Genomic DNA, 24,617 nt, shown 5'->3' with positions numbered 1-24,617 from the left:
ACTTTCTGCTTCTCAATGTGTGTTATTGTACTTAATTCAGGCTTTTACATCATTGATCTCCACAGTAGGGCCCCAGGCTGTTACATACCACTCTAAGTTGCTATTTTTTTGGATAGTGTAGATAACGAAGCTCTCTTTTATCTATTGGTATTTCAATGATAACACGCGATGCGATGTGGAAATAACGTGCTAAAAATCATACTCGTTTTCCAGTTCCTCAATCTTTTTCTGTGATAAGGTTTCCTCTGATTCTGGAAAGTTTTTTTCTAAAGAATCAAGTTTTTCATAAAGCTTTTTATTTTTGTTAAAATCGATGATATCGGCAGTAATGCCTTGTTCTTTACGTAAATGAGGTTCTAAACTAGAGACTACAAGTTGGTTATATTTTGTTTCGTAATATTGTTTTTGGCTTCTTAAGTCTTGAATTTTTTTGTTTTGCTCTTCAAACAAATCTTTTATTTTCTCGTACTTCTTCGATTGCTCTTTGTGTTGTTGTTTTTCTTTGTAAAGATCTTGGACTAACAACTCTAGTTCATGTAGAGCATTAACCAACTTGACATGGCTATCCACGTTATATCCGTGCCTGGTGAAAATGGTCTCAATACTGGGGAATAAAATCATATCATCTGTATTTGATCCCATATCTCGAACTAGGGGTTTATTCAATTCACTAAGGTAATAGTCAATCCGTCTCTTCCAGGTCATACGACCGATCCCTGTTTCTCGTTCTAATAAAGAAGGGGTTAATTCTTTGCCTTTGTATTTTGCTTTGATTTCGTCAGCTAAATCCATAAGTTGATCATCTGTGAAATTAGATTTCCCCGCCATTGTTATCACCTTCACTAATCTTAAAATCTACTAATAATTTGTGGTCCATGTATTGCTGTAGTTGCCTTGAAGCATTTGAGAAAGAGGCTTCGGTAAGTGGATTGGATAACTTACTTAGACTCTTGCTCGTGCTGATCATCAGATCGAGTGTAGAGTCGATTTTTTGTTCTACTTCCTTGGAGTAACTCTCCAACCACGTTCCAGCTTGGCGTTCTTCATCGAGTCTAGGTTTGAAGATGAAATGGGATTGACAAACACGGCAATCTTCAGCGCAATCGTAAGGAAAGTTTTCACTCTTGCAATATCCGTGCGTTACTTTTCGGTATTTATCGATGAGTTCATCATGAGAGTACCTAACGAATCGTGCCGACTTTTCTCGAAGTGTCTGTCTCCATCCAAATATCCCATTGGGGATGCTTTGTCCCATTTTCTCTCCCATGCTGGTACGCAATAAATTATATACATGCGATTGTGCAAATGTTTTTGCATGGCTGTAATAATTATCTTGTGTTTTTAAATCTAAATGGCCAGCCATTCTTGCAATGGAAAGCATATTATAGCCTTGAAGGAACATGTTGATAATCGCAAAATGTCTAGTGTGAGCAGGTATTATTTGCATGGAGGTATGCTCATTGTACATGCCTTCAACGACTTGTTTATAGAATCGTTTGAGTAAACCATGAAGTTGGGTAGATGTGACTCTATCTTGGAATGATTCCGAGCCATCGGTAGCTTTGCGCGGCCAACTGGATTCATATGAACGCTCATGAAATTCCAAGGAACAAAGATAGTGTGATTCAATGCCAAGTTGCTTTTGGCGTAGAATAAACTCTTGAATAAAGAAATAGATATCATCAGTGATCTGAACGCTTTGGTACTGAATACCTTCACCTTCGCGGTTCTTAATTCTTGGGACCTCAATATAATAGTTTTCATTCTTGATCTCTAAACAATTCGTTTTTATTAAGGTAAATTCAGATGGTCGTAAAGGGATGATATTTGTGATGACCCAAAAAATTTGGATGGGTTTAAATGTTAAATGATCTTCTATGGACGTTCTTCGAAAATAATCATTCACGATCCTGTCGAATTCGATAATATCATCTAATTCGGGTAGATCTCTGTTTTTTGTGTTTATTCGAGAAATAGTGTAACAGCGTTCCAGGACTTTGTCTCGATTTTTTATAGGATAAAAATTCAAAAAGTTTAACAAGTGGCGACTATATCGGTATGCTTGGCCAGGTGATGTAACCTCCAATTGAGATAGGAAAGAGTTGAGATTATCGATTTTAAAGCCATTTGTTTCAAGAATGATTGTTTTTAAACTTTCTAGAGTGAGCTTTACAGTGCTCGCTGCTTTTGACATGGCCAGTTGACTTGCAATGAAACATTTGAGTGATATTTGTAATTCAGTGTAAACATCTAATTCAAAGCGCAAGGGGACAATCACATTTTTTATCTCGTCAAAGGTGTACCAATGTTTTTCACTAAATTCACCGTGTTCAATGATTCCTAGTGCTTTTAAACTATCAAAAATATCTTTATACTTAGAGATTTCATCGGAATGGAACACCACATCCTCAATCAAAATGGTTTTTAATGTTCCGCTAGAATTGATCACTTGTTTTAACTCCATTGATTACACCTTCTTTGGTATTTCGAGATATTTTTTCGCTTTTTGCCATTCGTTCGATATTGTTTCTAAGGCGATGTATGTATTGACCTTCTCGCGTCCGAATTCCTTTACAGCTTCTCCGATAACAATATACAGTCGATACAAAAACATAGAGTCCCTCAGGCGAAGAGATTCAGAAATGTTGTTTCTAATACTATCCGTTAGACGTAAAAATTCAGATTGTGCTTCCTTTAGTAATTGATATTGAGGGATGAACTCAGGGCAACCAATACATGAGGATCTTTCGGGAAAATGGCAATCAGGAAACACGAAACATTGACCTAGACCATCGCGGCTTGGTTTTTCGCATCTGTAGATTTTTACGACCTCTTTTATTAATTCTTCTCGGGACATCTTCATGAGTCGACGTACTACAAATTCTTTGTTTTTTTTATTTTGAAGTAAGCCTTCCGCCCAATCTTCTAATTCTCGTAAAGAGAATTCATCTCTTAATCCTTCGATCGACTCGGTTCTTCTTTCCATGCTTTGCTGAATGGACAAGCTGCTTTCAACGTGTGAGACCATTGTGTTATACAACCATCCGAAATGACCACGCCTGAATAAGTTGATAGATACGTTATCGGTGGAACCGTCTTTATTTGAAAAGGCCACGTAAGGGATCACGGAATTTTCTTGCTGATGTGATCGTCCTTTTGTTAACATCTTATCTGCTTGATTACGGGTATCAATATCTCCAGCTTCACCTTGTTCACTTACGTAAAAATAAACATAAGTCATGGTGCTCTTACATAGTTTATGAGAGCTGAACTTGGTTCGCTTTAATAATTCGTCTGTAGCGAAGTATTTCATGTGAGTTGCTCGTCCTGAAGAACTGGTTTTTAATTTTTCGGGCGTGATTCCCTCAAAAAATGTGCCTAACAGAAATCCTTTTTGAACTACGTTGCTAGTTGGGAGGTCCCTGCTGTGTAATTCGCATATGACGGCAGCAGTTGCGATAGCTTCTTCTAATTCAGGTATCATTAAAAAAAGCAATTCAGCACCTGTTTTTCCTACATTCGCAAAATTCAAAGATAAGCGTAATTGTTCTATTACTAGATGGACCTGGTTCTGATTCAATTTTTTTGTTTGGAACCATGCACAATCAGAAATATTCAGTATGTCTATGTCGATGCGTGGAAATTCGTAAAATAGATCCGTTGCTCTCCACATATCTGTTAATAGTAAAGTCGAGAACAGCCACATATTAGCATACGTTCTCTTTTGAATGGCTTGTGGAATATGGAGATCTACCTTTTTTGCATGAGTATAAAATTGGCCATAAATCGCAGGAGGATATATTTCATCCTCATTGGATTCACTTATTGTGCTTTTTGTTCGGTTTCTTGTTATGTAGACCTTGTGTGAGGGTGTGCGCTGTATTCTACACGCATACTTATAGAATCTCATGAAATCTTGTTTTACGTAATAAGGAATCTGATCATCGTCAATCATAGCAACAAGAAAATCTTTGCTCAGTGTATGAACTAAGCTTGGTAAGTGGGTAATGGCTTTATCAAATGTATTACCTAACTCCCATTTTCTGTTCTGTAGACTCGTTTCACGATCGTTTAAATCATTTAGAATTTGAATGATGAATTTAGAGAATAATTCCTTGTTCAGACGAAGTTCGGCGGTAAGCGATTTATCTATTATCTCATCGCTAAATTGTTTGATGAAATAGGCTTTGTTAAAGGGTTTTTGGATTTCATTCTTTTTGTTTAAATATTCAGCTTGCAATTGATGGATTTCTTTCTTATCTAAAAAATATTTTTTTGTTTGTTTTACTTTATCAAGCTTGAAATTCTTGAGAGTGCCGTCTTGAATAATTTTATACACGTGGGTGCGAGAAGTACCCAATAGTAATGCTGCATCAGGCACTGAATAATAATTCGCTTCTCTATCCGATACTTCTTGCAGTTGTTGTAGATTAACAAAAGTTTTCCTTTTTCCATATTTCGGAATAAAGGTAATGATTATTTTGTCTTTTATTAGTGCGTGAATTAAGTTTTTATTTAGTCCTGTGTGTTTACAAGCTTCATCAACAGTTAGGTAACCATCAGGTGGTATTATCCCATTGATAATGTCTCTTGCCGCGTCCTTGTGGAGCACGTTTTGTTTGTTATTCTCGCTTTTTATCACATTAGGATGAGTGTTCATTACTTTTCTAATATACTCAACGCCAATCGTGATTCCGAGAGCTTGGATGTGTTCGTGTAGTTGCTGGTAAGTGATAAAGTCTTTTTGTAGTTCGTCCAGTTTGGTGGAATCTATAAAAACTCTCCAAAAACCATCAAGAAGACGAAAGCATTTGTTTAATGTACCAGCTTCTGTTAATGAATCTATCTTACTCTGCGCAATATTATATTGTTTAAGTGCCTCGGAAGCGAGTACATAGCCCTCGGGGACTAACAAGTGTTGTTCTATAAGTTCTTGTGCATATTCTTTTGGGATCATGACGTTGGGATCTTTGATGACATGGGGATCATTATTCAACATGCCATATGCTGCTTTTTCTCCCACGTTATATCCTTTTTCTTTGAAAAAGGAACGTAATTGACTTACTGTATAATGCATTATTTTCTCCTTTGGAGAGCATCTTTATTAATTAAATTAGGTACAAAATCCTCGTGGGTTTCTGAGATGCGTTTTTCAATTCGATCTCTTGCTCTTGTTGTTTTAGCTAAGTAGGGTAAACAAGACATCAGATTAGAATCACCTCTTAAAAATGCAACTTCTGCAATGTTGTCAGTTTGTTCAGTGATCATGTTTGTAAATGTTCCCCGTCCAATATGAGTACTCCAATCTATTATTCGAAGATGATTAGCTACTATCTTATCTTCAGAATCTCCATATTGAATCAGGAAATCACAAAATTCCTGTTTTAATTTCTTGAAATAATAACGGTAGCTAGGCTCCGATAATGCTCTTCCTTGAGAATTTACAAAAAGGGCACCTTTTGGGGAGTAATTTGACAGGTTATTTGACTCTTTATATAGCTCTAAATGCTGTCTATAGAGTATGTCTCCCCAGTCTTTGATTTGAATTACAAGTTGTCTTCTTTGTTTCTTAACATATCCTCCTCCAGTGCTTCCATTTAAATCTGTTCTCATATTCCTGGTTTCGATGTTTAGTAAGAAATCACCCTTGCTAACAGTTCGAGAAAATTGAGTACGTTTAATATTGACCACTTCGGAAACGCGTAATCCTCCAAACATCTGAAGATACAATCCTAAAGTGATAGGGTTTGTTTTTAATATAGAAATCTCCAAAAGCAATGGTAGGTATTTAATAGGGAAGAAGTGTTCTAACTTTTTAATTTTTTTAGAAGGTAAAATCGGATCAAAGATCGATTCATAGTAATGTTCACCGTTATGGTGGTTTTTACGTTTAAACTCCCGTAATAGCTCTTCATCAACGTAAGGAAGCATGTCATTATTCTTCAACCAGATATAGAAATAAGTAAGTGTTTTGCTGATGCTTAATACCGTCGCTCTATCAATGGTTATGTTTTTCTCAATGCTGCAATCCTCTGCGGCTACGTCATGATTTCTAAAACTTAGATGGGTTAGAAAGTCAGTGCCTATTTGAATGGTGAGGTCAGACAGTTTACTGATCTTTAATTTCCTTTTGTTCTTTATTAGGTAATTTAAAAACTGAATGATATTGTGTACATGCTTTCGTTGAGTGTTATATTTTTTTGTTCTCCACCTGCTGCCTTCCCCTAATATAAAAGAGGTTAGCCCGTGGATAATATGTACATCTTTCAAGGTATCTTTTAAACCAATTGCAGCAACTTGCTTTTCCATAATACTACCATCACGCTTACGCCCCCAGTCTAACCACACAGGAACTAGCGTAAATCGTATATTATCATTGTTAAATTCTATGATTTCCGCTTTGTGAGATTTGTTCAACTAAGAATCCCCCCTATAATCCTATCAATATGTGCAATAATATCTCTTGGAATTTTTTAAGATATCACAGAGATTAAATGTTAACACAAAAATTAGTGTTGTGCATTATAAAATCTGGACACAAAAAAAACCTTTGAACATAAAGGTTTGTGATCACTTTTTGTATGTAATGTTGTGCAATATTATGATGTGCTATTTATTTCAGATAGACATGAGTCGTCATGACGATCGTAGTTCCTTTAGTATTGAGAATTTTTAATTCGTCCCATATGGACTTCCGTAGTAGCGGATCTATACCAACTGTTGGTTCGTCGAGAATGAGTAAGGAGGGTTCATGGAGTAATGTAATGGCCAAAGATAGGCGACGCTTCATTCCACCCGAGTATTGATCAACACGTTTATGAAGGTGATCGCTGAGAGCAACGAGTTCCATCACTTCAGCGATGCGTTGCCGTCTTCTTGATCCATTAAGCCCATAAATAGCGGCAAAGAACTGCAGATTTTCTAACGCACTAAGTTCAGTGTACAAAGCATCTGATTGGGCCATGTAGCCGATTCGATTTAACATAGATAGTTTCGGCATTAACGTTCCGAATACGTGGATTTCACCTGAGGAGGCTTCATCGATCCCACTCAACAGTTTGACTAGCGTTGTCTTTCCTGAACCAGAGGGACCTAGAAGACCAAATGTCTCACCGGGCTGTACCTCCAGGGTAATGTCCTCCAGAACACTTTTTGCTCCGAACTTTTTGCCTGCATGTGAAACGTTTATAACAGATGTGGGATGAGTCATGTGATCTCTCCTTTTTAGAAAAGTGAGTGAGTACTCACTATCGAGTATAGATCACTAGAAATATAAAGTAAATAGGTTAATTTTGTTCACGAAATATTGTTTTTACAAAATATTCTTGCGATTTTACAAACTATTACAAATCACAAGAATTGATTTAACAATTGTATACGAGAATCAAGGTATAGCTATTTATGCGATATGAAAAGGGTGAATATGATGAAGAAAAGTAAAGTAGTTGGAATGCTTCTCGCTTCCGCGTTGGTATCTTCAGCTGTAGCGGTTGGAACTGCAGGTGCGGCAGCAAACGTTAATGTAACTCCTGCAAAGGCAAGTTCAGCTCAATTAAAGGTGTCGAACAAAAGTGTATTGATTAATGGTAACTTGGTGACCTTGAGATCAGTTCAAGTTAATAAAGTTACATTATATTCGTTACGAGATTTGTCCGATAACATCGGAGCAAGTATTAAGCGTAGTGGATCAAACCTGGTTATTACAAATAATGTGACTGAGCACAATGTTCTCATTACAACAGGTGATAAGAACTATCAGGTGGATGGTAATACATCACAATTTACTGTTGCCCCACAAAATGTTTCAGGTACACATTATGTTGAACTTAATTCTATCGTAGAGTCATTGGGTGGCGAGGTTAATGCAGAAGAATTACGGAGTATTGCACGTCTAGATGGAGAATTTTCTGCACCAGTCTTTAACGTGAATGAGAATGTGATCGCCACAAGAGAAAGTGATGCAGGATTACAACTATTCCAGTTGAATGCACAAGGGCAGTATGAGGTGTTCTCATCTAACGAGAATACGATTGGAGCAGCCATCTCTCCAGATCATAGTTACGGCGCATTTACAAATGAGAATGGTGTTCTGAATCTAGTAAATCTGAGTACGGGTTTAGTGAAAAAAGTGGGAACAGATAGCTCGGTTAAAACAGATTTAAAATGGTCGGCGGATAGCAAGAAGATTTACTTCGTTCAAGGTGACAAACAAGAGAAGCTTGCATACATAACAGTTGACACAGGTAAAGTTACAGAGTTACTTGCTGATAAAGTTGAGAACAAGGCTGAAATTCAAGTATCTGACGATGGCAAAAAGATTGTGTATTTCGTTAACGTTACTGGGGTAGCTTCTACTGATAAAGCAGGTACCGAAGAATCACTAGAAATAGATTACTCCAAAGCAGGTACTCAAGTGTATTCACTGGACACTTCAACAAAGGGAGCCAAACCAGTTCAATTGACGAAAGAACTTGATAATAAAATGTTCCTCTCCTTGCTTGCAGACGGTAGAACTGTATATGTCAGTGCGGATCCAGATGGTGTAGTAACTAATAATGTGCTAAAAGTTATCTCTGCAGACGGAGCTAGCGTAACGAACCTAGTCGCAGATGTTGATATCATTTCTAGTGAATGGGTTGCAGGTAAATGGATCGTTCTTGCTTCAGCAGCAGATGGAAGTAATAAAGTTTTTCAACTTGATGCTGCCGGTGCAAAAACAGAATTGTACAGCACTACGAATGATATTTCAGAGGTAAGTGTTTCTCCAACTGGAGTTTTAGTTCTGATTGAAGATGGCAAAGTCGTATTGGTTCAAGGTAGTAAAACTACTGAACTAACAAAATAATTTAGGACTCGAAAGGGGTAATAATAAAAATGAAATTTTTCAAAAAGCTTTCTCTAGTTACGGTAGCTTCGGCTGTCCTTCTGACATCAGCACTTGCAGGTGCAGCATGGGCCAAGGATGATCTTAAAGGTAAAATTACAGTAAATGGTTCTACTGCTCTTCTTCCGATGACGCTGCAAGCAGCAAAGGAATTCCAAAAGCTGCACCCTAAAGTTAAGATCGCAGCTTCTGGTAAAGGTTCAGTAACAGGGCCACAAGCAGTTAAAAAAGGAATTGCTGACATTGGAGCATGTGACTGGGATGCAAGTATTGATGTACCAGGGTTCAAAGCCTTCACAGGTCAAGTAGCGAATAAAGTAGCAGTTATTCCGTTCGCTACATTCGTTAATAAGAGTGTAAAAGTCGATAGTCTGACAACAGAGCAGTTGAAGGGCATCTTCTCCGGTAAAATCACGAACTGGAAAGACGTTGGTGGCGCAGATGAAGATATCGTAGTCATTACTCGTTCATTCGGTTCAGGTACACGCGTTAACTATCAATCCAAAGCACTTGATGGTGGAGACATTGTTAAGAAAGAAAAGAACTACAAAGAAGTTGGATCCAGTGGTGATATGAAGACTGCGGTTGCTACGACTCCTAACTCGATTGGTTACATTGACTTGACTTACATCACAGGTAGTGACGTCAAAGCCTTGAAGCATAACGGCGTGGAAGCTACTACTGATAATGTTATTAATGGTAAATACAAGATTTGGTCTTATGGTTACTACATGACAAAAGGTCAACCAACTGGAGCTACTAAGGAATTTATCGAATATGTACAAAGCAAGAAGTTCCAAGATAGTTCCCTGAAAAAATTGAAATTCATTCCGATCTCAGCTATGAAATAATTTCTAACAGAATATGAATCTCATAGTATTCAAGCAACCAGCCCCAAATGACGGGGCTGGTTGCTGTATAGGAGGAACTAGGGTGAATACACCTGTCCAAGATACTGGTGCTCAAAGTGAGACGGTATATAATAAAAAGTCTTATACCCATCTATCCAAACAGCAAATAAAGGCGAGTTTCGTGAATAAGCTGTTTAAAAATTATTTTCTTTTCAGCATTTTGACACTTTGCTTCGTTTTGGCATTAGTTATCTTTTTTATTGGTAAAACGGCATTCCTTACCTTTAAAGATATTTCACTGGCACAATATTTCTTCTCTTTTGATTGGACCCCTGAAGAGGGGAAGTTTGGTGCCGCATTATTTATTCTTAATACCTTGTCGTTGACTGCTTTGACTTTAGTCATTGCTGTACCGATTTCAGTTGGCATGGCCATTCTGATCGCAGAAATTGCTCCAAAATGGATGAAGACGATAATTCGGCCTATTCTCGATTTGCTGGTAGGAATTCCTTCAATCGTTTACGGATATTTAGGGTTAACTATCCTCCTGCCGCTACTCCGCGAGCTAAGTGGAGAAAGCTTAGGAGATGGCTTGCTTGCAGCAGCGTTAGTACTCACAATTATGATCTTACCTACGATCTGTCGAATCAGTGATGATGCAATAGGAGCTGTACCTAAGAAGTATCGTGAAGCTGCATATGCGCTAGGTTCTACTCGATTGCAGAGTATTTTTAAAGTTATTCTTCCTTCTGCAGGGCGTGGCATCATTGCGGCTATTATTCTGGGAATGACCCGCGCGATTGGGGAGACGATGGCTGTCGTGATGGTGATCGGTAATACTCCGCAGTTAGCGAAGTCATTATTTGCTTCGACATCAGTATTGACTAGTAATATCGTCATGCAAATTTCGAATGTTGAGTTCGACTCTACTTGGAATTATGCGCTACATATGATGGCATTCCTCCTGTTAGTCATTTCATTTATCCTCATCCTGTTTATTCGCTTTCTGGGGAGAAAAGGGGGAGCTGAATCATGAGTGCCTTTACACCATCGCGTAAAAATAGAAGATCCTTATTCTGGGATCGGTTTGCAACGGTTTGCTTCTATGGTTTGGGAGCCGTCATTATGTTGTTTATCTTTTGGCTATTATTCACGATTCTGAGTAGAGGTCTCCCGGGGATTACACCGCAGTTTCTAGTGAAGTTACCCGAAGAGATTGATGCTGGTGGCGGAATTGGACCGATGTTATTTAACTCATTCTATGTTCTGTTCTTATCGCTCTTAATCTCGCTTCCAATCGGGGTGGGTGCAGGTATTTATATGGCAGAATATGCACCAAAGAATAAATTTACTGAGGTACTACGAATTTGTGTGGAATCATTGGCTTCTGTCCCATCCATAGTATTTGGGTTATTAGGACTTGCGATTTTTGCTGAGTATTTTGGTATTGGACTGACAATACTCGGGGGAGCGGTGAGTCTTGCGTTCCTGAACTTACCCATGCTGGCGCGTGTTACGGAGGAAGCTATACGGGCAGTTCCAAACGATTTGCGTAATGCAGCATTTGCACTGGGCATAACTAAATATCAAAGCATCCGTACAGTTGTTATTCCTGTAGCTATGAATGCAATCATAACTGGTGTTTGTTTGGTAGCAGGACGTGCTTTTGGTGAATCAGCTGTAATCCTTTTGACAGCAGGGCTCAGTACTTCAGGGGCAATGTGGGACTTCAACTTATTCTCACCAGGGGAGACGCTTGCCGTTCACTTGTGGTACGTTCAGTCAGAGGCGATCGTAGAAGATGCTCGACAAATTGCAGATATGTCAGCGGCGGTACTCGTATTTATCGTACTTCTGATCAATCTGGTGTTTCGTGTTCCGCTCTGGTTTAATAACCGAAAAGTTAAGCGATAAGTTGTCATAGCAATAGTGGTGACCTCCCTTGTTCGTCTTTTAAGACGATAGAGTGGAGGTTATTTGCTATGTAATAGATTAGGTATGTAATTCAGATAGAAATGACATATGAAAAACCGTGTGATAATATAATTTTCAAATAAAATAAGTCTCATTTGATGTAGTCCATATTTCTCTAATACGAAGGGAAGTTTAAACATGCGAGTAGGAATACCCAAGGAAATAAAAAATAATGAGAACCGTGTTGCAATTACACCAGCCGGAGTCGAAACCTTAATCAAGAGCGGAAATCAGGTGCTGATTGAGCAAGGTGCAGGGGTGGGTAGCGGATTTACGGATGACGAATACAAAGCTAAAGGAGCAGAGTTGTTTGCCACTGCTGAAGAAGTGTGGACCTCTGCTGAGATGATTATGAAAGTGAAAGAACCGCAGCCGGAGGAATACGGATTTCTGCATGAAGGCTTGATTCTCTTTACGTATCTTCACTTGGCTCCAGAGGCGCAATTAACCGAAGCCTTAGTTAAGAGTAAGGTAAGTGCAGTGGCATATGAGACGGTACAGCAGGAAGATGGTTCACTACCACTACTGACACCAATGAGTGAAATAGCAGGTAGAATGGCGGTTCAGGTCGGGGCGCAGTTTCTGGAGAAACCCCATGGTGGAAAAGGTGTTCTACTTGGTGGAGTTCCCGGAGTTTCACCTGCAGAAGTAGTTATTGTTGGCGGTGGCGTGGTTGGTATGAACGCAGCGAAAATTGCACTGGGTATGGGTGCGTGTGTTACTCTGCTAGATCTAAATGCTAATCGGTTGCGTTATATTGATGAGGTTTTTGGAGGGCGTGTAAGGACGATTATGTCGGACTCGTACCATTTGGAGCAGGAAATTAAAAAAGCAGATCTATTAATTGGGGCCGTACTAATTCCAGGAGCGCGCGCACCAAAGATAGTTAAGGAATATATGGTTCAACAAATGACGGAAGGTTCAGTAATTGTGGACGTAGCTATCGATCAGGGAGGATCTATTGAGACGATTGATCGGGTGACAACTCATAGTAATCCGACTTATGTGAAGCATGGGGTTATTCATTATGCGGTAGCCAATATGCCGGGAGCGGTTGCTCGGACCTCCACACTAGCTTTGACCAATGTTACGATTCCATATGCGCTGCAAATGGCTAATCAAGGATTGAAAAAAAGCGCAGCCGAAAATCCTGCGCTCGCTCGAGGTATTAATGTGATGAACGGATCCGTGACAAATGAGGCAGTGGCAAATAGCTTGGGCTATACTTATATCCCAGTAGATCATGCTTTGCGCGGAATTTAGTCGGCAAATGGGGAATATCTAATTCTCCAAGAGGTGCTGAATATCAGCTTCTAGAGCTTCGGGCTCCGTACGTGCCGGGATTTGTTTAACTATATTACCACTCCGATCGATCAGGAATTTCACGAAATTCCATTCAATCTCTCCAGTGTGATAAGGAGCTGGAGTGTTCTCTACCAGATATTTGTATAGCGGGTGAGCATTCTCGCCTTTGACATTAATTTTGCCGAAGAGCGGGAAGCTTACCTGATAATTTATTTCGCAGAAATGTTGGATCTCTTCTTCCGTACCGGGTTCTTGTCCAGCAAACTGGTTACAAGGAAATCCGAGGACAACAAGACCTTTGTCCTTATAAGTACTATAAAGCTGCTGTAGCCCCTTGTAATGCGGAGTCAAGCCACAACCGCTGGCTGTATTAACGATGAGCAGAACCTTACCTTTATAATCTTCAAGAGTTGTCGTCTCCCCATTAATCTTTTGAACCTCGAAATCATATATCTCCCCATTTGATAAAGAAAAACTCATATAATACCTCCTCAAAGTTTTGTGAGCTACACACCATTGAATGATCGTCGTGCAAAACTTACTACGTAAGCATGTGCTTAGTTTTGTGAGCCACACACCATTGAATGATCGTCGTACAAAGCAAGCTACACAATTTCAAATAAGCCTCTTGCCTTTCATTCATTGTACTCCAAGTGATAGATAATCCTCAAATTTGAATTAAAAGAGTGAAGAATGCATGTGATTAATTCCCTAGGGTTCTAATGGCTTGCCCGCTTACAATTTTAAGTAGAGGTGGTAAAAATGAATCAAAAGGAAATTTATAAAAATGATCTACTCGTCTTACCTAAGTGGGAATCGTATTTGTTACAGAATTCAGGCTTACCAGGCCCACGAGCAAATTTAACCTTGCTCTATGTAGCCGCGGAGTTGGGGAATGAGGAGATCTTCCGAAGTTTCTTGGATTTTCAAGTAGAAGATGATCATCATGGTGATTCACCGGATGAGTTTATTGTGATGTGCGGAGTTGTGGGATTGGGGAAATTGCTCGCCCAAGGTAAAGAAGAGTATTGGGTTCAATTGAAAAGATATGCTTCAGATTCTCGTTGGAGGATTAGGGAAAGCGTCGCAATGGCATTGCAAATATATGGTGAGTACAATATGGAGCGACTTCTTTCGGAAATGGCAATATGGAGCGTTGAGAGGTTACTAGAGCAAAGAGCAGCCGTAGCCGCTATATGTGAGCCAAAGTTGTTGAAAGATGCAAGGTATGGTGAAAAGTTGTTCATTATTTTAAACCAGACAACTTCATCGTTATTAATAGAAGATAATAGAAAAGAAGATGGATTTCTCGTTTTGAAAAAAGCGCTCGCCTACTGTTGGTCGGTAGCCATTGCGGCGTATCCTGACCAAGGTAAAAATGCCTTTCAGCCATGGCTTAACTATGAAAATAAGGACATTCGCTGGGTGTTGAAGGAGAATCTGACTAAGAACAGACTTCAAAAGTTGGACAGCATATGGGTGGAACGATGCAAGGACAAGATAGGAGTAAAATAAAGTGGGGGTTCTCATCCCCAGAACGCAAGAAAGAGTCCACAGAAGTGGACTCAGCTTGTCGAGAAACCCAGTCATTTTCATGACATCGGGTTTCTCTTTTTATTTTGGCAGATATAAAATCGGGAAACTAGGGGTTTAAACCCGGTACTCCAGGCGATCCAGGTGGATCGCCATCTTCTTCATATTCTGTACGGCTGCCGTCATCAGTGCTTGTTCTCTGACGTTTGGTAGCCCTCGCAAACGGCAATAGCGAAACCCATGGAGCTCTTTAGCATCCGCGAAGCTTCGCTCTATCGTTTCTTTTCGTTTACGGTATAACTGTTTGCCGGACTTGCTGAGCCGGTTATTCCGTACCCAGTCCTTGCTGTCTTCCCAAACATGTCGGGTTACCACCTTCCGGTGGTTTCGGGATTGCGTACATTGGTCCAGCAAGGGACAGTTCTTGCAATGCTCTGGATCGGACGCGTACTGCCGATAACCCTTGCGATCTGTGGTTCGGTAACCCAATTCATGGCTTGCAGGGCAGACGTAAATATTTCGCTCTGCATCAAACGTGAATTTCCATTTCGGAAACAAACCTTGCTTCGGATGAAATCTTCGGTGAGCAATTACCGCGAAAATATTTCTGCTTTGTAAACCTCGACAAATTGGCGTAGTTAAATAACCTGAATCTAATGCAACAGCTTCGACCTCAAATTTAAAACGTTCTCGCTGACGGTCCAAACGCGACAAATAGGGAACAGAATCATGGACATTTCCCGGTGTGACATGCACGTCCGTAATAAAATTGTACTTTGTATCCACCGTGCGGTGGTCCAGATAAAAGAAGCCCTCTGGTTTGCCATCCCGAATCATATATCCGCTGTCCGGATCCGTCTTGCTTACTTTAATTTCTTTGTCCTCAGTCACTTCCTCTCTAGGTTTTAGGGCTTTTTTCCGTGCTCTTTCCGGTCTTCTGCAACGGCGGCGTTTAGCTCGTCCACGTAATCTTTGGTATTTTGCAGCACTTGCTGTTTTGTGTACTGGTGTTTATTCGCATTTGCTTTCACGTGGGTAGAGTCACTCACCAGAACACGTCCGCCAACCATCCGGTGGGAAATGCCCTGCAAGACAATCTCATCGAAAATATCCTGAAAAATGTTCGTACCTTTAAACCGAGTTCGCCGATTCCAGCTAATAGTTGTATGGTCGGGCACTTTATCTGTTAATCCGAGGCCTAGAAACCATCGGTAAGCTAAATTGGTCTGAATTTCACGTTCTAATTGGCGTTCGGAACGAATGCCATAAAAGTATCCGAGAAATATCATCTTAAACAAAACAACAGGGTCAATCGCGGGTCGTCCATTATCCGCACAGTACAAGGGCCGAACTTTTTCATTGATAAAGGAAAAGTCGATATGTTTATCTACTTTGCGCAGCAAATGATCTTGCGGGACCAAATCTTCTATGGAAACAAACTCGTAGACTTGTTGTTTTTCTCGGTTGGAACGTAGCATACAGAACACCATCCGTTCTATAATAGTTACCTATATTATACAACATTAACGCGGTGTCGTCTTAAATAATTAATTCATAAAGAAGGCTGTCGAGACTTTCTCGACAGCCTGAGTCCACAGAAGTGGACTCTCTTTATATTACGTGCCAGTCGGGGTACTCTCCCTTTGGTCGAGACTGCGATGATTATGCTAACGCAGTTGATGCTCCGACGAACCCCATTTGGGGTTCTCATCCCCAGAACGCAAGAAAGAGTCCACAAAAGTGGACTCTTTCTAATTACGTCCCAGGAGGGATTCGAACCCCCGACCGACGGCTTAGAAGGCCGTTGCTCTATCCAGCTGAGCTACTGAGACATGATAACAAATAAAAAATTCAAGCAAAAAATATCTTATCATATACACAAACATTAATCAAGGACTTTATATTAATCTTATTTTGAATCAAAATCAAAAATAGCGTTTGACCAACAATCGAAGTTGATTGCGAATCTCTGTAACGGAACTCAGACGACCTTATTGCGGTTTATTCCACGTTTCTGGATTTTAACGGAACCAGCAAACGTTATTTGATCATATTCATTCATGAGAACATCATTTGGAAGAAATAAGGCCTCTCAGTTCCGTTAGAATGATGTCTGTGTACGTCAAGCACTGATTAAGGGGTTGATTCCTTTTTTGACGAAACATTATATGGGAATTTATGGCTGAATTAGGGCGTGAGTTACAACATGAATTTTCATCGGGTGAGGTGTCTATGCTATAATCTACAATTGATAATTATAGTTTGACAGTTTAGATGAAGGGAGGTGTCCTTATCAGCGGAATTCAATCGGATAATAAGGATAATATAGTCCTATTCCCCAAGACTCTGGATTACTACCAGATTGAGCTTACAAGGATGTTGGAAACGGAAAGATACGGAGAGGCTGCTGAATTACTCAAGTTTTTACTACAATGCCAAGGACAGGATCCAAGGCATTATGAAGAATGGCAGGCTCTGTTAGAGTGGTTGATGAGCGCCTTCCCTCAATCTCTGAATAATGATGATTTAGAAATTGCTGAAGAAGAAGGCGAAGAGCAACTAGCCAGAAGACATATGGATGCTAAGATTGCTGAGGATAAAGACTATCCAAAGAAGCTACTGCAAGCTGTTATGGAAAGACCAATGTCAGAACATAGCTTTCTTGCGTTGGAGCAGTTAACTTATGTCGATATGTCTGAAATTGACGAAACCCTTCATTTGTGGTTGAATCGGAGTGAATTGCATCCATTGTTGCAGTATCGTATCCTACAAATATTGAATCGCAGGGGTTCACAAGGCTTAATTAGGTTTCAGCGTGGAGGAGAAGAAGTAGAAGTTGAATTGGATCAAGTACCGTTGAAACCCGCTGATTTCCCACCTCCTGTGCAGGAAGTGTTGGAGAGAGTTGAACAACACACAGGGATTCATAATCCGACATTACTTTATTTTGCTCAAGAGTTATGGTACCAATTTATTATGGGAGTGTATGGGACTATGAATTATCGCTCCATACTTAGTGAGGGCGATTCAATCTTAGATGTATGGGCAGGAGCACTGCATACGATTGTGTCGGAAACTCTGTCCGATGACAAGAATGACGAAGAGATCCGTAGTCTCTATGGGATTACAGATAGTATGCGTTTGCGTTATGAACAGGCTTATCGCTCTATGAAACAGTTTGTTTCTATTGGAACAAAGTCCTGATTATGGGGAATAATACTCACTCTGGAAGTTGCAGTACTTGCTCTTGTAAAATGATGTATTGTTGTTTATAATATAATGGTTATTCTGATCGTGTTATAAGGACAGCTATACTGAAACCTTGATAGCTGTTTTACCGCGATTCGGTTTCAGTATTTCAGTATAGTATAGTGAAATTTGGAGGGGAAGGCATAAAATGAAAGCAACTTGGGAAAAAATAGAAAAGAACCTTGGGGTTCTTGAGGTAGAAGTAGACGCGGAACGCGTTTCCGTTGCACTGGATAAAGCGTTTCAAAAGGTAGCTAAGAAAGCTAATGTACCTGGATTCCGTAAAGGTAAAGTACCACGGCCTATTTTCGAAGCACGTTACGGTGTAGAAAGCTTGTATCAAGATGCAATCGACATTTTGCTTCCTGAAGTTTACGGTGAGGCTATTGACCAAGTGGAAATTTTCCCGGTTGACCGTCCTGAAGTAGACGTTGAACAGTTTGGCAAAGGCGAAACTTTCAAATTCAAAGCAAAAGTAACTGTGAAACCTGAAGTTCAACTTGGCGACTATAAAGGCATCGAAGTGCCTGCACAAAACCTAGAAGTTAGTGATGAGGAATTGAGTCAAGAACTTGAGCGTCTACAACAACGTCACGCTGAACTCGTTGTACTTGACGAAGAAGCGGCTCAAAATGGCGATACAGTTGTAATCGACTTTGATGGTTCTGTAGATGGTGTACCTTTCGAAGGTGGCAAAGCAGAACGTTATTCTTTGGAACTTGGAAGCAACACATTTATTCCAGGCTTCGAGGAGCAAGTGGTTGGCTTAGCAACTGGAGACTTCAAAGATGTTACCGTGACTTTCCCAGAAGCTTACCAAGTAGCTGAACTAGCTAACAAAGAAGCTGTCTTCGCAGTAAAGGTACATGAAATCAAACGCAAACAATTGCCTGCACTAGACGATGAGTTTGCTAAAGATGTTAGTGAATTTGATACTCTTGAAGAGTACAAAGAAGATCTGAAGAAACAATTGTTGGCTCGCAAAGAAAAAGAAGGACTCTCCGTTCGCGAAGGTATTGTTGTTGATAAAGTAGGCGACAATGCTGAAGTTGAGATTCCAGAAGCAATGGTACAAAGCGAAGTTCAAAACATGGTACGTGATTTCGACAATCGTCTTCACTCCCAAGGAATGAACCTTGAAATGTTCCTTAACTTCTCTGGTCAAACGATCGAAGACCTTCAAGAACAAATGAAAGGCGACGCTCAAAAACGCGTTCGCAACAACCTTGTCTTGGAAGCCATCGCAAAAGCTGAAGGTATCGTAGCTACTGAAGAAGAAATCAACAAAGAAGTAGCTGATATGGCTGTGGCGTACAAGCGTTCAGCAGAAGATATCCTTAACATTCTTGCAGCTAATGGTTCACTAAATAGTTTGAACGAAGATGTTACTCTACGCAAAACGATTCAGTTCTTGATTGAGAACAGCAAAGAAGTTCCTGCTGAGCAAGCAGAAGCTGCTAAGACTGAAGAGTCTGCTGAATAACATTACCTAATAACAACAAGTATTGCTTCAAGGCACGTATATTTAATGCGTGCCTTGATTTATCTCTTTTTTAGGATACATATATTTCCAAGTGGACCCGAAGCAGACCAAAGGTAATATATTGTGTTCCGGGCGACATAAACTGTAATGTGTGAAAAATGACATGTGACTTTGAACATGGTAGAATACTTCTGTAAGCGCAGAAATCGAATAGGAAAAGAGGTTGGTCACATGAATCTGGTGCCTATGGTTGTAGAACAAACAAATAGGGGAGAACGGTCTTACGATATATACTCAAGACTTCTCAAAGATCGCATCATTTTTCTAAGCAGCGCGATTGACGATGACGTTGCCAATCTCGTAATTGCTCAACTGTTGTTCTTAGCAGCCGAGGATCCTGAGAAGGATATTCATTTGTATATCAATTCACCAGGGGGTTCTGTTACTGCTGGGATGGGGATATATGATACTATGCAACTTATCAACCCAGATGTTTCAACGATATGTATGGGGATGGCTGCGAGTATGGGGTCGCTTCTGCTTACAGCAGGTGCGCCAGGTAAACGGTTTGCTTTACCAAACAGTGAGGTTATGATTCACCAACCACTCGGAGGTGTGTCAGGCCAGGCATCTGATATCAAAATCCACGCAGAATGGATTATCAAAACGAGACAAAAGCTGAACCAGATATATGTGGATCGTACGGGTCAACCCCTTGATAAGATTCAGCGCGATACGGACCGCGACTTCTTCATGAGCGCGGAAGAGGCTAAGGACTACGGGATCATCGACGAAGTCATCAATAAGCCGATCAAATCATAAAGGGGTGTTTACATGTTTAAATTTAACGATGAAAAGGGACAACTGAAGTGTTCTTTCTGCGGTAAATCGCAGGAACAAGTACGTAAGCTTGTGGCCGGACCGGGCGTTTATATATGTGATGAATGTATCGAATTGTGCACGGAGATCGTCGAAGAGGAACTCGGACACGAAGAAGAACTTGATCTCAAAGAGATTCCAAAACCAAAAGAAATCCGCGATATTTTGGATCAATATGTTATTGGTCAGGATTTGGCGAAGAAATCTCTCTCTGTAGCAGTTTATAATCACTATAAGCGTGTGAATACAGGTAGCAAGATTGAAGATGTGGAGCTACAGAAGAGTAACATCTTATTGCTAGGACCAACAGGTTCCGGTAAGACATTGTTGGCTCAAACCATGGCCAAAATTTTAAATGTGCCGTTTGCAATAGCAGATGCTACTTCGCTCACAGAAGCCGGCTATGTCGGTGAGGATGTAGAGAATATTTTGCTGAAGTTAATTCAGGCAGCAGATTATGATGTGGAAAAAGCAGAACGCGGAATCATTTATATCGATGAAATTGATAAAGTTGCGCGTAAGTCTGAGAACCCTTCGATTACCCGTGATGTTTCTGGAGAAGGTGTACAACAGGCACTCCTGAAGATATTGGAAGGGACTGTAGCATCGGTACCTCCTCAAGGAGGACGTAAACATCCGCATCAGGAATTTATTCAAATTGATACGACGAACATTTTGTTTATTTGTGGTGGGGCATTTGATGGCCTTGAGCAAATGATCAAGCGTCGTGTTGGTAAGAAAGTGATTGGTTTTAATGCGGTTAGTGATGGACAGAAAGATCTGAAGCCAGGTGAGCATCTATCGATGGTTCTACCAGAAGATTTGCTCAAATTCGGATTGATTCCTGAGTTTGTAGGGCGTTTACCGGTTATTTCCACACTAGAGCCGCTAGATGAGCTTACACTTGTTCGGATTCTATCTGAGCCGAAGAATGCTCTGGTTAAGCAATATCAGAAGCTACTTGAGCTCGACAATGTAACATTGGAATTTGAGCCAAAAGCTCTTGAAGCGATTGCCCGTGAAGCAATTAAGCGGAATACAGGCGCTCGTGGACTCCGTGCGATCATTGAAGCATTGATGCTTGATGTAATGTATGAGGTTCCTTCTCGCGCAGATGTTACCGATTGCGTTATTACGGAGAAAGTCGTCATCGAGAAGACGATTCCTGAGTTGGAAACTAAGAAGAATAAGAAGCAAGAAGAGAGCGCGTGAAGATAATTTTACACGTGACAAAATAGATGTTGAATTCTCCACCTTTGTAGAGTGAGCCCCTAGCTGGCTTTACTTACGGGGGTGGAGCTTTGACGTTATGGGAGAGGTATGAAATGACATTCTTGAGACAAGATACGCGGGCTGTCAAAGTCGGTAATTTGGTGATTGGCGGAAGTAATGAAGTGATCATTCAGAGTATGTGTACTACAAAGACGGCTGATGTTAAAGCAACGGTGGCTGAGATTCTTCGGTTGGAAGAAGCGGGCTGCCAGTTAGTTCGTGTGACAGTAAACAACGAAGAAGCGGCTGCCGCGATCAAAGAAATCAAGAAACAAATTCATATACCGCTCGTGGCTGATATTCATTTTAATTATAAGCTCGCTTTGCTAGCTATTGAGAACGGAATTGATAAAGTACGAATCAATCCAGGAAACATTGGCCGACGTGAGAAAGTTGAAGCTGTTGTTAATGCATGCAAAGAAAAGGGAATTCCGATTCGAATCGGCGTTAATGCAGGTTCATTAGAGAATCATCTCCTCGAAAAATATGGCTATCCAACGCCTGAAGCGATGGTAGAGAGCGCTTTGTTTCATATCGGCATATTAGAGGAATTGGATTTTCATGATATCATTGTATCTTTGAAAGCATCTGATGTACCGATGGCAATTGCAGCATATTCCCAGGCGGCTAAAGTGATTCCTTATCCACTTCATCTTGGTATTACTGAGGCAGGGACTTTATTCACTGGCGCAGTGAAAAGTGCAGCAGGAATAGGAGCTCTATTGTCCATGGGGATAGGGTCAACCTTGCGGATTTCTCTCAGTGCTGATCCAGTTGAAGAAGTGAAAGTTGCCCGTGAGTTGCTCAAAACATTTGGGTTAATTACGAATGCTGCTACACTTATCTCTTGTCCGACTTGTGGACGCCTTGATATCGATCTTTTCTCCATCGCCAATGAGGTCGAAGCATATATTGCAAATTTAAAAGTGCCTATCAAAGTTTCGGTGCTTGGATGCGCGGTAAACGGACCTGGTGAGGCCCGCGAAGCGGATATCGGTATTGCCGGGGCTCGAGGTGAAGGTCTCTTGTTCCGATACGGAGAAATGATCCGAAAGGTACCGGAGGATGAGCTTTTGTCTGAACTGAAGAAAGAGATCGATCACATCGTTGAAGTATTTGAGGCAACGGGGGAAATTCCAGGGCGGAAAGAACATCGTGAAGTATCTTCTAAATAAATGAACAAAAGAGCCGTAGGCTGCGCGTTTCGTGCAGTTTACGGCTCTTTTCATATTTGATTAGAGAGATACCGCATCATTATCAATCTAACCCGTAATTTTCAAAAAATAAAAAGTATCTTCATAATTCGCGTTTTATGATGGAGGGAAAAGGCTATACTACCATGTATCAGTCGAATTGTGGGAGGCTTAAGTATGATAGATATCAATGTAATCCTAATCGCCGTGCAAATGTTTTTTGCTGTGGTGATCGGCCTCTATTTCTGGAATCAGCTTCGTAGCCAGAAAGGAAATCGCACTGCGGTAGACCGAGAGTCACGTAAGGAAATGGAGAAATTGCGCAAACTACGAGCAGTCTCGCTTACTAAGCCGTTATCCGAACGGACGAGACCGTCTACGTTAAATGATATTGTTGGTCAAAAGGATGGACTGCGTGCACTGAAGGCGGCGTTGTGTAGCGCTAATCCGCAGCATGTTATTATCTATGGTCCGCCTGGGGTAGGCAAGACCGCGGCAGCTAGGGTCGTGATGGAGGAAGCCAAGAAAAATCCGAGTTCACCGTTCAAAGGTGATGCTAAGTTTCTGGAGATCGATGCTACTATCGCGAGATTTGATGAGCGTGGAATTGCGGATCCGTTAATTGGATCTGTACATGACCCTATATATCAAGGGGCGGGTGCAATGGGAGTTGCAGGTATTCCCCAACCCAAGCCGGGGGCCGTTACGAAGGCACATGGTGGTATCTTATTTATAGATGAGATCGGTGAACTACACAGTATTCAGATGAATAAACTGTTAAAGGTATTAGAAGATCGTAAAGTATATTTGGAGAGTGCCTATTACAGTTCTGAAGATACAGGGACTCCAGCCTATATCCATGATATTTTTCAGAATGGGCTTCCAGCAGACTTCCGCCTTGTTGGTGCTACAACTCGTTCTTCGCAAGATATTCCACCTGCGTTGCGGTCTCGCTGCATGGAGGTCTATTTCAGACCACTCCTTCCAGATGAAATTGCTCAGATTGCAGAGGATGCGGTGAAGCGAATAGGATTCAAGCCTTGCCCTGAGGCAGTTGATGTCATCAAGAAGTATGCTACAAACGGCCGGGAAGCTGTCAATATGGTGCAGCTTGCAGCGGGGCTCGCATTGACAGAGAAGCGTGATTATATGCTAGCGGGTGATCTGGAATGGGTAGCAACAAGTAGTCAGCTTACACCACGCCCGGATCGTAAGATTCCTGATCAATCGGAAATTGGAGTAGTAAATGGTCTTGCAGTATATGGTCCCAATATGGGGACTTTGCTGGAGATTGAAGCTACCGCTGTTCAGGTCGAAAAAGGTAGAGGAACCTATAACATTACTGGAGTTGTAGATGAAGAAGAGATAGGTGGAGGAAATAGAACACTTCGCCGAAAAAGTATGGCTAGAGGTTCCGTGGAGAACGTACTTACGGTGTTGAAGAGGATTGGTCTTGAAATCTCTAGGTATGACCTGCACATTAATTTTCCTGGTGGAACGCCAATTGATGGTCCTTCAGCGGGTTTAGCTATTGCTACGGCTGTAGCATCGGCGATTAAGAAGGTTCCTGTTGATCGTCGCATTGCAATGACTGGAGAGATAGGTATACATGGAAAAGTGAAGCCTGTCGGTGGTGTTGTAGCTAAAGTTGAGGCAGCTTTTCAGGCTGGTGCGACCACAGTGCTTATCCCGAAGGATAATTGGCAAACTTTATTTGAGGGTCTAGAGGGTTTGAAAGTCATCCCTGTTGAAACCGTTACTGAGGTGTTCCGCCATGTATTTGGACCCGAAGCAGAGAAGGACTTTGGTTTGTCATCAGTTGCCGACTTGTTTGCACCTGCACCTGGGCCGTTTCTGCATGCGGAATCACCACCACCAAATGGAAGCCTATAGTTTATTTGAAGGTTCAGCGTGTATATAATGTTGCTTACATCTCTGGGCGGCTGCATTTCGCAGCCGTCCTTCGTTGGTGTTTTAATGTAACATTTGCTAAA

General features: G+C 40.9%; 18 protein-coding genes, 1 tRNA gene and 1 pseudogene. 12 read left to right on the top strand and 8 right to left on the bottom strand.

The annotated features are described in order from the left end of the window. Positions 1-189: 189 nt before the first annotated feature. The 5 genes and pseudogenes from NST85_RS23090 to NST85_RS23070 form a co-directional block, all read right to left on the bottom strand. Positions 190-828, bottom strand: coding sequence for a hypothetical protein (locus NST85_RS23090; protein WP_341190508.1), 639 nt, complete (start codon positions 826-828; stop codon positions 190-192). Then, positions 812-2,464 carry a hypothetical protein gene (locus NST85_RS23085; protein ID WP_341190507.1) on the bottom strand — a complete coding sequence of 551 codons (1,653 nt, stop codon included), beginning with the start codon at positions 2,462-2,464 and terminating at the stop codon, positions 812-814. The genes NST85_RS23090 and NST85_RS23085 overlap by 17 nt, the downstream gene beginning before the upstream one ends. A 3-nt stretch (positions 2,465-2,467) precedes the next feature. Then, positions 2,468-5,077 carry a helix-turn-helix domain-containing protein gene (locus NST85_RS23080; protein WP_341190506.1) on the bottom strand — a complete coding sequence of 870 codons (2,610 nt, stop codon included), beginning with the start codon at positions 5,075-5,077 and terminating at the stop codon, positions 2,468-2,470. Further along, positions 5,077-6,417, bottom strand: a complete 1,341-nt coding sequence (locus NST85_RS23075) for a hypothetical protein (protein ID WP_341190505.1) — start codon at positions 6,415-6,417, stop codon at positions 5,077-5,079. Before NST85_RS23075 ends, NST85_RS23080 begins: the two co-directional genes overlap by 1 nt. A gap of 208 nt (positions 6,418-6,625) precedes the next feature. Continuing rightward, positions 6,626-7,210 (bottom strand): annotated as a pseudogene (locus NST85_RS23070) (ABC transporter ATP-binding protein); the annotation flags it as partial. A 213-nt stretch (positions 7,211-7,423) separates the two neighbouring features. On the opposite strand from NST85_RS23070, the gene NST85_RS23065 reads away from it, so the two are divergent. The 5 genes from NST85_RS23065 to ald all read left to right on the top strand — a co-directional run bounded on the left by NST85_RS23065 (position 7,424) and on the right by ald (position 12,972). Continuing rightward, complete coding sequence (locus tag NST85_RS23065; RefSeq protein ID WP_341190504.1) at positions 7,424-8,845, top strand: stalk domain-containing protein; 1,422 nt, start codon at positions 7,424-7,426, stop codon at positions 8,843-8,845. Between the two features lie 29 nt (positions 8,846-8,874). Further along, positions 8,875-9,735 carry a phosphate ABC transporter substrate-binding protein gene (locus NST85_RS23060; RefSeq protein WP_127190119.1) on the top strand — a complete coding sequence of 287 codons (861 nt, stop codon included), beginning with the start codon at positions 8,875-8,877 and terminating at the stop codon, positions 9,733-9,735. An 82-nt stretch (positions 9,736-9,817) separates the two neighbouring features. Continuing rightward, positions 9,818-10,771 carry a phosphate ABC transporter permease subunit PstC gene (gene pstC / locus NST85_RS23055; protein ID WP_307400179.1) on the top strand — a complete coding sequence of 318 codons (954 nt, stop codon included), beginning with the start codon at positions 9,818-9,820 and terminating at the stop codon, positions 10,769-10,771. Further along, a complete protein-coding gene (gene pstA / locus NST85_RS23050; RefSeq protein ID WP_341190503.1) occupies positions 10,768-11,649 on the top strand; it encodes a phosphate ABC transporter permease PstA in 882 nt (293 codons plus the stop codon). The genes pstC and pstA overlap by 4 nt, the downstream gene beginning before the upstream one ends. Before the next feature lie 198 nt (positions 11,650-11,847). Beyond that, positions 11,848-12,972, top strand: coding sequence for an alanine dehydrogenase (ald, locus tag NST85_RS23045; protein ID WP_127190116.1), 1,125 nt, complete (start codon positions 11,848-11,850; stop codon positions 12,970-12,972). A gap of 18 nt (positions 12,973-12,990) precedes the next feature. Here ald and NST85_RS23040 read toward each other — a convergent pair whose 3' ends face one another. Further along, on the bottom strand, positions 12,991-13,494 hold the full coding sequence (locus NST85_RS23040; RefSeq protein ID WP_341190502.1) for a glutathione peroxidase: 504 nt from the start codon (positions 13,492-13,494) through the stop codon (positions 12,991-12,993). A gap of 282 nt (positions 13,495-13,776) precedes the next feature. On the opposite strand from NST85_RS23040, the gene NST85_RS23035 reads away from it, so the two are divergent. After that, the gene (locus NST85_RS23035; RefSeq protein ID WP_341190501.1) at positions 13,777-14,529 is read left to right on the top strand and encodes a hypothetical protein; all 753 of its coding nucleotides are present in this window, start codon (positions 13,777-13,779) and stop codon (positions 14,527-14,529) included. Positions 14,530-14,664: 135 nt separating this feature from the next. Here the strand turns inward: NST85_RS23035 and NST85_RS23030 are convergent. Continuing rightward, positions 14,665-16,025, bottom strand: a protein-coding gene (locus NST85_RS23030; RefSeq protein ID WP_341188322.1) for an IS1182 family transposase whose coding sequence is annotated in 2 segments (ribosomal slippage) — positions 14,665-15,455 and positions 15,455-16,025 — 1,362 coding nt in all. Because the reading frame shifts where the segments join, the coding sequence is not laid out codon by codon here. A gap of 280 nt (positions 16,026-16,305) precedes the next feature. Further along, positions 16,306-16,379: transfer RNA gene (locus NST85_RS23025), tRNA-Arg, on the bottom strand. Positions 16,380-16,821: 442 nt separating this feature from the next. Between NST85_RS23025 and NST85_RS23020 the strand changes: the two genes are divergently transcribed. The 6 genes from NST85_RS23020 (at position 16,822) to lonB (ending at position 24,516) form a co-directional block, all read left to right on the top strand. Then, positions 16,822-17,751, top strand: coding sequence for a hypothetical protein (locus NST85_RS23020; protein ID WP_341190500.1), 930 nt, complete (start codon positions 16,822-16,824; stop codon positions 17,749-17,751). 193 nt (positions 17,752-17,944) lie between these two features. Continuing rightward, complete coding sequence (gene tig, locus NST85_RS23015; protein ID WP_341190499.1) at positions 17,945-19,279, top strand: trigger factor; 1,335 nt, start codon at positions 17,945-17,947, stop codon at positions 19,277-19,279. A 231-nt stretch (positions 19,280-19,510) separates the two neighbouring features. After that, a complete protein-coding gene (gene clpP / locus NST85_RS23010) occupies positions 19,511-20,101 on the top strand; it encodes an ATP-dependent Clp endopeptidase proteolytic subunit ClpP (protein WP_307400193.1) in 591 nt (196 codons plus the stop codon). Between the two features lie 12 nt (positions 20,102-20,113). Further along, on the top strand, positions 20,114-21,370 hold the full coding sequence (gene clpX, locus NST85_RS23005) for an ATP-dependent protease ATP-binding subunit ClpX (protein WP_127194707.1): 1,257 nt from the start codon (positions 20,114-20,116) through the stop codon (positions 21,368-21,370). Positions 21,371-21,483: 113 nt separating this feature from the next. After that, on the top strand, positions 21,484-22,605 hold the full coding sequence (gene ispG / locus NST85_RS23000) for a flavodoxin-dependent (E)-4-hydroxy-3-methylbut-2-enyl-diphosphate synthase (protein ID WP_127194706.1): 1,122 nt from the start codon (positions 21,484-21,486) through the stop codon (positions 22,603-22,605). 195 nt (positions 22,606-22,800) lie between these two features. Continuing rightward, positions 22,801-24,516: an ATP-dependent protease LonB gene (gene lonB / locus NST85_RS22995; protein ID WP_370877727.1), complete on the top strand. Its 1,716-nt coding sequence runs from the start codon at positions 22,801-22,803 to the stop codon at positions 24,514-24,516. The last annotated feature ends 101 nt before the right edge of the window (positions 24,517-24,617 follow it).

It is taken from the genome of Paenibacillus sp. FSL K6-2524, from assembly GCF_038005525.1.
Taxonomy (GTDB): Bacteria; Bacillota; Bacilli; order Paenibacillales; family Paenibacillaceae; genus Fontibacillus; species Fontibacillus anaericanus.
Note: the sequence above shows the minus strand (reverse complement) of the source record. Positions and strands in the feature narration are given on the sequence as shown.

Excerpts from the sequence above, each read along its gene's own strand:
- ispG (WP_127194706.1), top strand. The coding sequence starts at position 21,484 with ATGACATTCTTGAGACAAGATACGCGGGCTGTCAAAGTCGGTAATTTG.
- tig (WP_341190499.1), top strand. The coding sequence starts at position 17,945 with ATGAAAGCAACTTGGGAAAAAATAGAAAAGAACCTTGGGGTTCTTGAG.
- NST85_RS23085 (WP_341190507.1), bottom strand. The coding sequence starts at position 2,464 with ATGGAGTTAAAACAAGTGATCAATTCTAGCGGAACATTAAAAACCATT.
- ald (WP_127190116.1), top strand. The coding sequence starts at position 11,848 with ATGCGAGTAGGAATACCCAAGGAAATAAAAAATAATGAGAACCGTGTT.
- NST85_RS23040 (WP_341190502.1), bottom strand. The coding sequence starts at position 13,494 with ATGAGTTTTTCTTTATCAAATGGGGAGATATATGATTTCGAGGTTCAA.
- NST85_RS23090 (WP_341190508.1), bottom strand. The coding sequence starts at position 828 with ATGGCGGGGAAATCTAATTTCACAGATGATCAACTTATGGATTTAGCT.
- clpX (WP_127194707.1), top strand. The coding sequence starts at position 20,114 with ATGTTTAAATTTAACGATGAAAAGGGACAACTGAAGTGTTCTTTCTGC.
- NST85_RS23060 (WP_127190119.1), top strand. The coding sequence starts at position 8,875 with ATGAAATTTTTCAAAAAGCTTTCTCTAGTTACGGTAGCTTCGGCTGTC.
- lonB (WP_370877727.1), top strand. The coding sequence starts at position 22,801 with ATGATAGATATCAATGTAATCCTAATCGCCGTGCAAATGTTTTTTGCT.
- NST85_RS23035 (WP_341190501.1), top strand. The coding sequence starts at position 13,777 with ATGAATCAAAAGGAAATTTATAAAAATGATCTACTCGTCTTACCTAAG.
- clpP (WP_307400193.1), top strand. The coding sequence starts at position 19,511 with ATGAATCTGGTGCCTATGGTTGTAGAACAAACAAATAGGGGAGAACGG.
- pstA (WP_341190503.1), top strand. The coding sequence starts at position 10,768 with ATGAGTGCCTTTACACCATCGCGTAAAAATAGAAGATCCTTATTCTGG.
- NST85_RS23080 (WP_341190506.1), bottom strand. The coding sequence starts at position 5,077 with ATGCATTATACAGTAAGTCAATTACGTTCCTTTTTCAAAGAAAAAGGA.
- NST85_RS23065 (WP_341190504.1), top strand. The coding sequence starts at position 7,424 with ATGATGAAGAAAAGTAAAGTAGTTGGAATGCTTCTCGCTTCCGCGTTG.
- NST85_RS23020 (WP_341190500.1), top strand. The coding sequence starts at position 16,822 with ATGAAGGGAGGTGTCCTTATCAGCGGAATTCAATCGGATAATAAGGAT.